The 12,502-nt window shown below is 40.2% G+C and carries 11 protein-coding genes; 4 read left to right on the plus strand and 7 right to left on the minus strand.

What is annotated here, in order from left to right; translation table 11 throughout:
• The 7 genes from FVA69_RS03690 to FVA69_RS03720 form a co-directional block, all read right to left on the minus strand.
• Window positions 1-333, minus strand: a complete 333-nt coding sequence (locus FVA69_RS03690; RefSeq protein ID WP_004905459.1) for a cytochrome o ubiquinol oxidase subunit IV — start codon at window positions 331-333, stop codon at window positions 1-3.
• Complete coding sequence (locus FVA69_RS03695; protein WP_109911890.1) at window positions 334-948, minus strand: cytochrome o ubiquinol oxidase subunit III; 615 nt, start codon at window positions 946-948, stop codon at window positions 334-336.
• Window positions 938-2,929, minus strand: coding sequence for a cytochrome o ubiquinol oxidase subunit I (gene cyoB / locus FVA69_RS03700; RefSeq protein ID WP_004914540.1), 1,992 nt, complete (start codon window positions 2,927-2,929; stop codon window positions 938-940). The genes FVA69_RS03695 and cyoB overlap by 11 nt, the downstream gene beginning before the upstream one ends.
• Before the next feature lie 4 nt (window positions 2,930-2,933).
• Window positions 2,934-3,905, minus strand: coding sequence for a cytochrome o ubiquinol oxidase subunit II (gene cyoA / locus FVA69_RS03705; RefSeq protein WP_042851662.1), 972 nt, complete (start codon window positions 3,903-3,905; stop codon window positions 2,934-2,936).
• Between the two features lie 426 nt (window positions 3,906-4,331).
• Window positions 4,332-5,102, minus strand: a complete 771-nt coding sequence (locus FVA69_RS03710) for an outer membrane protein OmpK (protein WP_004914534.1) — start codon at window positions 5,100-5,102, stop codon at window positions 4,332-4,334.
• A gap of 272 nt (window positions 5,103-5,374) precedes the next feature.
• Window positions 5,375-6,877 carry a muropeptide MFS transporter AmpG gene (gene ampG, locus FVA69_RS03715; protein ID WP_004914530.1) on the minus strand — a complete coding sequence of 501 codons (1,503 nt, stop codon included), beginning with the start codon at window positions 6,875-6,877 and terminating at the stop codon, window positions 5,375-5,377.
• A 130-nt stretch (window positions 6,878-7,007) separates the two neighbouring features.
• The gene (locus FVA69_RS03720) at window positions 7,008-7,589 is read right to left on the minus strand and encodes a YajG family lipoprotein (protein WP_004914528.1); all 582 of its coding nucleotides are present in this window, start codon (window positions 7,587-7,589) and stop codon (window positions 7,008-7,010) included.
• Between the two features lie 256 nt (window positions 7,590-7,845).
• On the opposite strand from FVA69_RS03720, the gene bolA reads away from it, so the two are divergent.
• The 4 genes from bolA (at window position 7,846) to clpX (ending at window position 12,395) form a co-directional block, all read left to right on the plus strand.
• Entirely contained in the window at window positions 7,846-8,184 is a 339-nt protein-coding gene (gene bolA, locus FVA69_RS03725) for a transcriptional regulator BolA (RefSeq protein ID WP_004914525.1), read from the plus strand.
• Between the two features lie 353 nt (window positions 8,185-8,537).
• Window positions 8,538-9,842, plus strand: coding sequence for a trigger factor (tig, locus tag FVA69_RS03730; protein ID WP_004914522.1), 1,305 nt, complete (start codon window positions 8,538-8,540; stop codon window positions 9,840-9,842).
• 540 nt (window positions 9,843-10,382) lie between these two features.
• The gene (clpP, locus tag FVA69_RS03735; protein WP_004905443.1) at window positions 10,383-11,003 is read left to right on the plus strand and encodes an ATP-dependent Clp endopeptidase proteolytic subunit ClpP; all 621 of its coding nucleotides are present in this window, start codon (window positions 10,383-10,385) and stop codon (window positions 11,001-11,003) included.
• A 114-nt stretch (window positions 11,004-11,117) separates the two neighbouring features.
• Window positions 11,118-12,395, plus strand: a complete 1,278-nt coding sequence (gene clpX / locus FVA69_RS03740) for an ATP-dependent protease ATP-binding subunit ClpX (protein ID WP_004914518.1) — start codon at window positions 11,118-11,120, stop codon at window positions 12,393-12,395.
• Window positions 12,396-12,502 lie beyond the last annotated feature (107 nt).

Genomic DNA, 12,502 nt, shown 5'->3' on the forward strand with positions numbered 1-12,502 from the left:
TTAGTCGAGCATCATATTGATGTTCAGGTTGTACATAATCCACAGCGAGCCGATGACCACGATACCAACAATTAGCATCGTGAACAGGAAGGCAACTAAATTCCAGCGCTCATCTGATGATGTATTCATATGTAAAAAACAAACCAAATGAACTAGAATTTGCACAACAGCCATACCTACTACAGTCCAAAGGATTGCTGAGGTTGACGCTGTACCTTCCATCACCATCCAGAAAGGAATCACTGTCAGGATAACTGATAGAATAAAGCCAATTAGGTATGTTTTAACGCTACCGTGGCTTGCTCCAGTGTGAGCATCTTTTGCATGACTCATTTAAATAGCCCCCAGAAGATAAACAACGGTAAATACACAAATCCAAACAACGTCTAAGAAGTGCCAGAACAAACTTAGGCAGTTTAAACGTGTTTTATTGACATCAGTTAAGCCACGGCGAGTCACTTGAATCATCATAATGATAATCCAAATCAGACCTGCTGTTACGTGTAGACCGTGTGTTGCAACAAGTGCAAAGAAGCCAGATAAGAAACCGCTACGGTCAGGGCCAAAGCCTTCTGCGATCAGTTCATGGAACTCATAGACTTCCATGATCACGAAGCCAAGGCCTAACAGGAACGTTGCAAACAGCCATAAGTTAACGGCAGCAATCTTACCTTTATGCATCGCGATCATTGCGAAGCCGTAAGTAATACTACTCACTAACAGTAAGAAGGTTTCGCCTAATACGAACTTCAGACTGAAGATATCTTTACCAGCTGGTCCGCCGGCAGTTCCATCGGCCAAAACAACATAGGTAGCAAACAAACAAGCAAACAGAATCAAGTCGCTCATAATATAGAGCCAGAAACCGAATACTTTTGTTCCACCTGTATCGTGGTGCCCATGCTCAGCATGGGCGATATTTTGGTTAGTCATTGTATTAGTTGACATCGTTCACACCTGCCTTACGCAATTCTTCAAAGTGCTTATTCTCGATTTCTTCGATTTCAGCCACAGGTACGTAGTAATCAACATCTTCGTCGAAGCTTTTTGCAATCCAAGTTACGATCATTCCACCGAAACCAATGATTGCGAGCCACCAGATGTGCCAGATCATTGCGAAACCTAAAACCAAGCTAAATGCAGCGATAATAACGCCAGCGCCTGTATTTTTCGGCATATGAATTTCTTCATATGAAGCCGGTTTCTTGTGAGCAAGGCCTTTTTCTTTTAGATCCCACCACGCATCACGAGTTTGAACGTGAGGTTCAATCGCAAAGTTATAGAATGGTGGTGGAGAAGATGTCGCCCACTCAAGTGTACGTCCACCCCATGGGTCACCGGTTAAATCACGGTTTTCATGACGGTCACGGATACTCACGATGATTTGGATAACTTGGCATGCAATACCGATTGCGATTAACGCAGCACCACCCGCAGCAACAACTAGCATTGTGTGGTAAGTCGGGTCAATATTCTGACTTAAACGACGGGTCATACCCATAAAGCCAAGAATATACAGTGGCATAAAGGCCATGAAGAAACCGATGATCCAGAACCAGAAGGCACGAACACCCCATTTCTCATTTAGCGTGAAGCCATATGCTTTCGGGAACCAGTAAGTCATACCCGCGAAGCATCCGAATACAACACCACCAATAATAACGTTATGGAAGTGAGCAATCAGGAATAAACTGTTATGCAGAACGAAGTTTGCACCTGGAACAGCAAGCAGAACACCCGTCATACCACCGACAGAGAAGGTGATGATGAAACCGATAGTCCACAGCATAGGTGATTTAAATTCGATACGACCTTGGTACATGGTAAACAACCAGTTGAAAATCTTAACCCCTGTAGGGATTGCGATAATCATTGTGGCGATACCAAAGAAGGCGTTAACGTTCGCTCCTGAACCCATCGTAAAGAAGTGGTGCAACCAAACGATGAAGGACATAACGGTAATCACGATTGTCGCCCAAACTAATGAGGTATAACCGAATAAACGTTTTTTCGAGAAGGTTGCTGCAACTTCAGAGAATACACCGAACACAGGCAGAACAAGGATATACACCTCAGGGTGACCCCATGCCCAAATCAGGTTGATGTACATCATCATGTTGCCGCCCATATCATTAGTGAAGAAATGGGTGCCTAAATAACGGTCTAACGTCAGAAGCGTTAATGTAACAGTTAAGATAGGGAAAGCAGCAACAATCAATACGTTAGTACATAACGCAGCCCAGCTGAATACAGGCATTTTCATCATCGACATACCCGGCGTACGCATACGGATAATAGTCGCGATGAAGTTAACCCCTGTTAATAGTGTACCAATCCCGGATATCTGGAGACTCCAGAGCCAGTAATCGACCCCGACCCCAGGGTTGTACTCCAAGCCTGATAACGGCGGATAAGCCAACCAACCAGTCTGTGCGAATTCACCTACCCCTAGAGAGATGTTGATTAATACAACACCAACAACAAAGAACCAGAAGCTCAATGAGTTAAGGAATGGGAACGCCACATCTCGTGCACCAATTTGCAGAGGTACAACTAAGTTCATCAGACCAACAACGAATGGAGTTGCCATGAAGAAAATCATGATAACGCCGTGCGCGGTAAAGATTTGGTCATAGTGATGAGGATTTAAGAAACCCTCTTGGCCAGCAGAAGCTAGAACTTGCTGCCCACGCATCATGATTGCATCAGCGAAGCCACGGAATAACATGACCATCGCCACAATGATGTACATGACACCAATTTTCTTATGGTCAACAGAGGTTAACCATTCTTTCCACAGCCATTTCCACTTACCGAAGTAGGAGATCACACCGACTAAGCCAAGCCCACCAAGGACAATAGCAATCAGTGTAACAACGATAATCGGCTCATGGAGCGGAACTGCATCTAGTGTTAATTTTCCGAACATGCCCTTATTCCTCAGCGCCTGCTGCATGAGCACTGTGGCTCATTTGCATTGAATTGCCTGTAGCATCGTTATGGTCAGTCATTGAATGACTTTGATTTTCTACAGGAGCGTGACCTTTATGGTGCTCATGACCAAACTTCAGAACGATATCTTCATAAAGTTTAGGCTTCACGCTAGAGAAGTAGGTAACAGGAACGTTCATGCTTGGCTTAGCGACTTCGTCGAATGCCTGCATGGTGTCCATTGTTTTAGGAGAAGCTTTTACCTTTTGTACCCACTCATCAAAACCTTGACGATCTGGAGTTGCAATAGCATTAAACTTCATATCAGAGAAACCGTGGCCACTGTAGCTTGCAGAGAAGCCTTTATAAGTACCTGGTTCGTTAGCGATTAAGTGAAGCTTTGTTTGCATACCCGCCATCGCGTAGATTTGGCCACCTAAAGATGGAATGAAGAAGGAGTTCATCACCGAATCTGACGTGATTTTGAAGTTAACTGGCACACCTGTAGGGAATGCGATTTCATTAACTGTTGCAATTCCTTGCTCTGGATAAATGAATATCCATTTCCAGTCAGCGGAAATAACTTCAATAGTGACAGGTTCCTGATCACTCACTAATGGCTGATACGGGTCCAGCTCATGTGTCGTCTTCCAAGTGATAGCACCCAGAATAATGATAATGATGATAGGAACAGTCCAGCAGACTAACTCAATTTTATTCGAGTGAGCCCAGTTAGGACGGTAAGTAGCTGACGTGTTGGATTCACGGTATTTTCTTGCGAAGATAATCGTCATGAAAATAACAGGAATAACAACAAGTAGCATTAAGCCAATTGCAATAAGAATTAGCTCTTTTTGTTTAACGCCAACGGCGCCTTTTGGATCCATCAACACCATATCGCAACCACCTAATAGTAAGGTAGCTACAACGAGTGAGATTGCTCCAATGCTTTTTTTGTAGTTCATAAGTCTCATCCACGACCCCAAATGACAAAGATTCTAATTGTCGTTTCATCAGTGCGGGCATTTTACGGTAAGGTTATGCGAGTGTAAATGATTGTAAGGCAAAGAAACGGAATTGTTAGCTCTTTATGTTAATATGATCACATGTAAAGAGCTTATAAAGAAAACGTTAAAATTGATGAGGTTTATAAGTATGCATTGATAAAACTCAATTAATAGTAAATTATCTTAGTAATTTTTCAAAGAAAAATATATACAAAAGAAATGAAAAAACAGTGAAACTGATATAAATGATTAGCAATATGCTAAGGGAAGTTACAGTTTTTATTGCCGATAAAGCTATTTTGGTTGCTTTATCGGCTAAATCATAAAAAAAAATCTTATTTTACTGATAAAAAAAAGAAAACTATTAACTCTGATACAATTCTCTATCGAGCGCTAAAAGGTATACTTTAATGTATAAATGATTGCATCTTGGTAGAAAGTATCGCCTAATTTATTATCAGCATAGCGGTATTGTACCCCAGCAGAAACATGGTTTGTGGCATTCCACCAAAAAGCGAGAGCGCCATTTATGCCATTACTCTTGCCTCCGTTATAGCGTTTGTTCCTAGCAAACTCCATTTCATGCCAGTTCGTTATCATGAAATTTTCGTCAAATACGCTGAAATTATAGCCGGCTACCCAACCCGCGACATATCCATTATTACCTGAATAGAATGTCTGGTCGGTGTAATTAAGGGCAATAAAAGGTTTAAACCATAAGTCACCGAATGCCGTGTTATAGCCAATACCATATAAAGTGTTCACATCATGGAAATTACCACCATATTTGGCACCAGGTAATGACCAAGTACCATAAACATGGCCATATAGGTTGAAACCAGTGTCACCTAAATAAAAGCGGCCTGTTGTTTTAATGGTATAACGTTTATTTCGTCCTGAATCGGTGTGTTGGCTGTGGAATGGGTTTTCGAGATCAAAAAAACCATATAACTCCCCCCAATTAAAATTGGCACCTCCTTCAAGTTCAATATAGGCAAAGTCTTTTTTACGTGTCGTATTTTCTGTTTTATTTTCAGTACGATGTGACCAATCTAAATAGTTTACATTGACATCAGCAAAGCCATTTTTATAGCCAATAATATCGTCAGAATATGCCGTACCTGCTAGAGAAATTAAGGTGGCAATGTAAATGATTTTTTTCATATATAGATTATTTTCACTTATAGATTAATGGGGTTTAGTAAAGCGTTAGTTATTAACATTTTAGCTAACCAATTTATAACTTGTGATATATTAGACTTGAAAGTTGCAATTAAGAAATATTTTGCACGTATGAAGTGATCGCAATCACGATATTTTGACATTATCGCTTTGTTTTGTTATTTGGATCTAATTTATAGGTAAAGATCAAATTACCTAAATAAGTAAACTTTATTTAGGTAATCGTTGGGTTAATGAGAAAAGTATAGAAAGGGTTATTGTTGTACTGTCTTGCGAACGGCGAGGTAGTCTAAACTACCACCAATAACTAGGCTGATAGCACCAATACTAATGCCAGTATTAAAAATAAGATTTTGGTAGTGAGGTAAACTCAGCCAAAATTCAATTTGTGTAGTAAATAGATAAACTTTCATACCACTAAATGAAAATACAAGTAATGAAAGTAACCAAATAGCAAGGAAGCTAACGGCAGTAATAAGTGCATATACGGCAATGCGATAGCCTTTTGCATACAGCTGGCGCCGCTGAAATAACCCTGTTGCTTGTGTGTATATTAGGGATGTCCGGCAAGCTAATAAAAGCAAAACACCCGGAACCGCAACTGCGATTGAAATAAGGTAGAATAGTGGCCAGCCATAATTACTGACGAAAATACTCGCAACTGGGCCAATATAAACACGGCCTACAGCCGAAAGAGCGGAAAGAAGTGCAAATTGCGTTGCGGATAACGATTTATTACATAGTGTCATTAATAGGGCGACAAAAGCAGCGGTTCCCATACCAGAAAAGATATTTTCTAGAAATATAATCGACCCCATGGTTAGGATATGAGGTGGTGTTATCGCTAAGAACCAATAGCCTATATTAGAGCCACCTTGTAGAAGCCCAAAAATAAACAGAGCTTTAAATAAGCTCATGTTTTTCATTAAGTAACCACCAAGTAACGCCCCAATAATGGTTGCGGCCATACCGACAGTTTTATTGACGGTACCCACTTCACTTAAACTAAAACCAAGGGCATTTAATAGAAAATTGGTGTTGAGCGCCATCACAAAGGCGTCACCAAGTTTGTAAAAAACTAACAGTAGTAAGATTAGCCAAGCATTGTTCCGGCTAAAGAATTCAGCGAGTGGTTCGTAAATCGCTTTTTTTAGTGACGTTGGCGCAGCACAACTCTCTTCGGGTTCTTTCGCAAGTAATGTAGCAATAACACCGATAATCATTAGCCCTGCCATGACTAAATAAAGTTGTTTCCACGTTAAAAACTTATCCGCTAACCAAAGTGCAAGGCCGCCTGAGACTAACATACTGATCCGGTAACCCATAACTGAGGTTGCAGCGCCAATTCCACGTTCTTCTGCACTCAGCAAGTCGGTTTTATAAGCATCAAAAACAATGTCTTGCGAGGCTGAACAAAATGCAACAGTGACCGCCAGTGCAGCAAGGTACCACAAATGTTCTGACGGATTCATAAAGCCCATAGCGGCAATGCTGATAATCAACAGAATTTGAGTGGTTAATAGCCATCCTCTTCGACGACCAAGAAAGGGTGGGGTATAGCGGTCCATCATTGGAGACCAAAGAAATTTCAACACATAAGCCTGTCCGACTAATGAAAAGAAACCAATGGTTTTTATATCGACATTTTCAACAGTTAGCCAAGCTTGTAATGTACCTGCAGTTAAAGCTAAAGGTAGACCAGAAACAAAGCCTAAAAGGATTAAAGTGATGTTATTTGGTAGAGTAAAACGAGGCATTATTTCCCTCTAAGCCAGTGTGATATTGCTGCAATACATTGCGCTGCAGAGGTATTGGCTGCGCTATGCTACCCAAGCTCAATCAATGAGAGCTTAGGTAGCATAATACTTAATGATAATGATTGCTCAATTAATAGCGTGAATTTTGTCTGATAAAATCGGTGATTTCTTGGTCTGTTGCCATATCTGCAATTAAATCAGTTAATGCGCTATTGATAGCCGTTTCTATCTTGGCATTATTGGCAGCCAATAATTCTTGTGTATTAAAATTACGGGTAAATGAACGTGTTTTTGTCGAGCCATTTGGCGCTGTTGCAATAATACTGACACTGGAGTTTACAGTAATATTATGGCGCAGGCTGCCTTCACTTACTTTGGTATCGAGTTTATTCAATTGAACGACTAAATTCACATTTGCCGGTGATGTCACCATAAACCCACGTGCAGCCATTTGCTTTTCGACGGCTTCTTGCATCAGATAACGAGGATCGCGTGAAGGGTTCAGTACAACTAAACTACCATTACGATTAACTTCTGCTAAGGATTTATTCGTACGGTTATCGACACTGCTGACACTAATTGAAGTTGCATTCAGTGTAGGGTTTTTCGCAGGTAAAGCTATCTTAGGCTCTAGTGATAATGTATTGCTGCTGGTTGCACAGCCCGCAAGAAGAAATAACCCTAAAAGTGGAAAACACAGTTTTCTTAACATAATTTTTTCCAGTTCATCTTTCCTAATTGAAAATGTTTCGTTATGGTGCGGGTATCCGTCGTTCAATATAAAGCTTAGCGGCTTATTTATCCTGAACTATTAGACAACAATTTTTGAAAAAATTCGCATCAATGTGCCGCTATCATAACATTGGTAAGTTATTATCGGATATTTCTATAATAAGAAGATAGCAATAATCAACGCGTACAATAAAAATAATTGCCTCTGGGCATAATTTTTAATTAAGGAACATTTTATGGTCGCTAATGCAGCTCAAAGTATGCAATCTCTCGTGAACCAAAAGTTACACGTTGCTTTTGAACCTACACATTTGGAGGTCATTAATGAAAGCCACCAACACAATGTGTTACCGGGGTCTGAAAGCCATTTCAAAGTTATTTTAGTGAGTGATAAATTTGAAAATAAACGAATGCTTGCCCGTCACCGCGAAATTTATGCTATTTTAGCGGACGAATTATCGGGAGGGATCCATGCCCTTGCTTTGCATACATATACTCAACAAGAGTGGAATGAGCTTGCTGACACTGCGTTAAAATCACCAGCTTGTCGTGGTGTTGGCGGTGTTAATCGGTAGTTTTTCATTTCAGTTAATACACTGAGACTATGCTTTACATAATCAGCCATGCTCAATGATGAGCTTGGTGAATATTTTTTCTTCACTTTAGGTGAAAAAACAAAAAATTTAGTCAGAAAAGTCACAAATAATGAGGAAAAAACGCTTCTTTTCTCAGCTTTTCTCGACTCAGGGCGCATGCATCGGTATAATGCTGCGTCTAATTTTCAGTAAGGTTTCGGGACGCTTCTGATATCAGGGATTGACCGTTACAAAAGTAACGCCCCCCGGTTCTGGAAGGGAGACAGCCATTATGATTTAATGGCATAACTCTGGAGTAGACCGATCACTAAGATTTATTTTGAGGTAAGAAGATGCAAGTTTCTGTTGAAACGACTCAAGGCCTTGGGCGTCGTGTAACAATCACCGTTCCTGCCACTGATATTGAAAAAGCAGTTAATAGCGAATTAGTTAGTGTTGCTAAAAAAGTACGTGTTGATGGTTTCCGTAAAGGAAAAGTACCAATGAACATCGTTAAACAGCGTTATGGCGCGTCTGTTATGCAAGACGTTCTGGGCGATGTAATGCAACGTAACTTCATCAACGCAATTATTGAACAAAAAATCAATCCAGCGGGTGCGCCTAGCTACAAGCCTGAGCAACTCGAAGATGGTAAAGATTTTGTTTATTCAGTTGAATTCGAAGTTTACCCAGAAATCGAATTAGCAGGTTTAGAAACTATTGAAGTTGAAAAACCAGCAGTTTCTGTAAAAGACGAAGATCTGGAAAATATGTTAGAAACTCTGCGTAAGCAACAAGCGCAGTGGAAAGAAGTTGAAGCGGCAGCAGAAGCTGACTCTCGCATCACTATCAACTTTACCGGTTCTATCGATGGTGAAGAATTCGAAGGCGGCAAAGCAGAAGATTTCGCTCTGGTTATGGGCGAAGGTCGTATGATCCCAGGTTTCGAAGAAGGTGTTGTTGGTCATAAAGCGGGTGAAGAATTCGATATCGAAGTTAACTTCCCAGAAGACTACCATGCTGAAAACCTGAAAGGTAAAGCTGCGAAATTTGCTATCGTTCTGAAGAAAGTAGAACAACGTGAACTGCCTGAATTCACTGAAGAATTTATCAAGCGTTTTGGTATCGCTGATGGTTCTTTAGATGGCCTGCGTGCAGAAGTACGTAAAAACATGGAACGTGAGCTGAAAAATGCCGTGCGTAACCGTGTTAAAGCACAAGTTCTTGATGGCTTAATCAAAGCGAATGACATCGAAGTTCCAGCTGCAGTTGTTGATGGTGAAATTGATGTTCTGCGTCGTCAAGCGGCACAACGCTTTGGTGGCGACGAAAAACAAGCGATGGAATTACCTCGTGAACTGTTTGAAGAACAAGCAAAACGTCGCGTAGTGATTGGTCTGCTGTTAGGCGAAGTGATCAACAAAAACGAACTGAAAGCTGATGAAGATCGTGTTAAAGCGCTGATTGAAGAAATGGCTTCTGCGTATGAAGATCCAGCTGAAGTTATCGAATACTACAGCAAAAACGAAGAGCTGATGAACAGCGTTCGTAATTTAGCTTTAGAAGAACAAGCTGTTGAAACTGTATTGGCAGTTGCTAAAGTGACAGAAAAAGAAACTAACTTCACTGAACTGATGAACCAAGTTCAAGCAGGTTAATTTTTTCTTGCTGTATAAAATAATGAAACCCGTGGTGTACTGCTACGGGTTTTTTGTCAATTAAAGCCTTTAAATTATCACTTTAGCGAATTTAATTAGGATACCCTTGAAAAACACATTTAAACCCTAATTATATTATCTATACTTCAAGTAGTCTAAATGGGATTTTAATTGCAATTTGAACTATTTTGAATAGCTTAACATTGTCGAAAACGGTGATATTAACCAACTGAGTTATTTTGTTTCCCTTGAAAATCAAGTATGGTTTTCTAATGGTATAATTCCATGTAACCCAATAGACTTGTGTTAAACTCTTTTAAAGAGCGTCTTATTTACTGCAGCATACTTAGCTGCATTTTCTTCTTATTTCTGCAGTTATTTGGTTAAATATTAGCTAAACTAGAAAAATAAGAGAATTGAAAGAGCCTGCAGACACAGGAATTTTTTAAAACCGTTGTTTGTGGCATGATCTCTGCTCAAAATAGCAGGCAGACAGCAAATTAGGCGCAAGCACCAGAACGTTTTGAATAGGAGATTTCGATGTCACATTTTGGCAGTCAGGAACAATTAGCATCTCAAATGGCCCTTGTGCCTATGGTCATAGAGCAAACTTCTCGTGGTGAGCGCTCGTATGATATTTACTCACGTCTATTAAAAGAACGTATTATCTTCCTGACCGGTCAAGTGGAAGACCATATGGCGAATTTAATCGTCGCTCAGATGTTATTTCTTGAAGCAGAAAACCCTGAAAAAGATATTCATTTGTATATTAATTCACCAGGTGGCGTTATTACCGCAGGAATGTCAATTTACGATACGATGCAGTTTATCAAGCCTGATGTAAGCACTATTTGTATGGGGCAAGCTTGTTCCATGGGAGCTTTTTTATTGACGGCGGGCACCAAAGGTAAACGTTTCTGCTTACCAAATTCACGCGTGATGATCCACCAACCGTTAGGGGGTTATCAAGGCCAAGCGTCAGATATCGAAATCCATGCCCAAGAGATTCTTAAAGTGAAATCTCGAATGAACGAGTTAATGGCTCTGCATACGGGAAAATCCATTGAAGAAATTACTCGAGACACAGAGCGTGACCGTTTCTTATCTGCAAATGAAGCAAAAGAGTATGGTTTAGTCGACCAAATTTATAGTAGCCGTTAATGGGTTAACTTTTGGTATAATTAGTTCATACCATAAACTATTTTAAAGAAAATCGTTGTTTTGTTTTTTTAATCAACGAAAACGAAACAATATGGATAAAAGTGAGGTCAACTGATGACAGATAAACGCAAAGAGGGGACAGGAAAACTGCTTTACTGCTCTTTCTGCGGAAAAAGTCAGCATGAAGTACGTAAGCTGATTGCCGGTCCGTCAGTCTATATTTGTGATGAATGCGTAGATTTATGTCTCGATATCATCCGTGAAGAAATCAAAGAACTTACGCCGCATCGTGAGCGTAGTGAACTGCCTACACCACATGAAATTCGGCAGCATCTTGACGACTATGTCATCGGTCAAGAAAAAGCGAAAAAAGTTTTAGCTGTTGCGGTATATAACCATTACAAGCGCTTACGTAATGGTGATAAAACCAGTGATGGTGTTGAATTAGGTAAAAGTAATATTTTGCTAATTGGACCAACAGGTAGTGGTAAAACACTTTTAGCTGAAACTTTAGCGCGTTATTTGGATGTACCATTTACAATGGCTGATGCAACGACATTAACTGAAGCTGGTTATGTTGGTGAAGACGTTGAAAATATTATTCAAAAATTACTGCAAAAATGCGATTACGATGTTGAAAAAGCCCAACGTGGTATCGTATACATTGATGAAATTGATAAAATTTCACGTAAATCAGATAACCCATCAATTACCCGTGACGTTTCCGGTGAAGGTGTGCAACAAGCACTTCTGAAACTAATTGAAGGAACTGTTGCGGCAGTACCACCACAAGGGGGACGTAAGCACCCTCAGCAAGAGTTTTTGCAGGTTGATACCTCAAAGATCCTCTTCATTTGTGGCGGGGCATTTGCAGGGCTCGATAAAGTGATCGGTCAGCGTTTAAATACCCGTTCAGGTATCGGTTTTGCTGCAGAAGTGAAAGGTGAATCAGATAAAGCAACGGAAGGCGAATTGTTAACGCAGGCAGAACCAGAAGATTTAATTAAATTTGGTTTAATCCCTGAGTTTATTGGTCGCTTGCCTGTTGTTGCAACATTAACTGAATTAAGTGAAGAAGCATTAATTCAGATTCTGAAAGAACCTAAAAACGCATTAACTAAGCAATACCAAGCCTTATTTAGTCTTGAAAATACAGAGCTTGAGTTCCGTGAGGAAGCATTAAAAGCCATCGCTAAGAAAGCCATGGCACGTAAAACCGGAGCTCGTGGTTTACGTTCTATTGTTGAAGCTGCATTGTTAAATACGATGTATGACCTTCCTTCAATGAGTAATGTTGAAAAAGTTGTCGTTGATGAAAACGTCATTAATGAGCAATCAGAGCCGCTATTGATATATAGCAAACCTGATGCTCAAGCTTCCGGCGATAACTAATCCCATATAAAACGTTCAATAGTTAATCAAACGAAATGAGGGGTTTCCCTCATTTTGTTTTTTATGTTCAACTAGCCATTGAATGCTAAAATCTTGTCCCCATATAG

It is taken from the genome of Providencia sp. PROV004 (assembly GCF_011045615.1).
Taxonomy (GTDB): domain Bacteria; phylum Pseudomonadota; class Gammaproteobacteria; order Enterobacterales; family Enterobacteriaceae; genus Providencia; species Providencia rettgeri.

Excerpts from the sequence above, each read along its gene's own strand:
- FVA69_RS03690 (WP_004905459.1), bottom strand. The coding sequence starts at position 333 with ATGAGTCATGCAAAAGATGCTCACACTGGAGCAAGCCACGGTAGCGTT.
- FVA69_RS03695 (WP_109911890.1), bottom strand. The coding sequence starts at position 948 with ATGTCAACTAATACAATGACTAACCAAAATATCGCCCATGCTGAGCAT.
- cyoB (WP_004914540.1), bottom strand. The coding sequence starts at position 2,929 with ATGTTCGGAAAATTAACACTAGATGCAGTTCCGCTCCATGAGCCGATT.
- cyoA (WP_042851662.1), bottom strand. The coding sequence starts at position 3,905 with ATGAGACTTATGAACTACAAAAAAAGCATTGGAGCAATCTCACTCGTT.
- FVA69_RS03710 (WP_004914534.1), bottom strand. The coding sequence starts at position 5,102 with ATGAAAAAAATCATTTACATTGCCACCTTAATTTCTCTAGCAGGTACG.
- ampG (WP_004914530.1), bottom strand. The coding sequence starts at position 6,877 with ATGCCTCGTTTTACTCTACCAAATAACATCACTTTAATCCTTTTAGGC.
- FVA69_RS03720 (WP_004914528.1), bottom strand. The coding sequence starts at position 7,589 with ATGTTAAGAAAACTGTGTTTTCCACTTTTAGGGTTATTTCTTCTTGCG.
- bolA (WP_004914525.1), top strand. The coding sequence starts at position 7,846 with ATGGTCGCTAATGCAGCTCAAAGTATGCAATCTCTCGTGAACCAAAAG.
- tig (WP_004914522.1), top strand. The coding sequence starts at position 8,538 with ATGCAAGTTTCTGTTGAAACGACTCAAGGCCTTGGGCGTCGTGTAACA.
- clpP (WP_004905443.1), top strand. The coding sequence starts at position 10,383 with ATGTCACATTTTGGCAGTCAGGAACAATTAGCATCTCAAATGGCCCTT.
- clpX (WP_004914518.1), top strand. The coding sequence starts at position 11,118 with ATGACAGATAAACGCAAAGAGGGGACAGGAAAACTGCTTTACTGCTCT.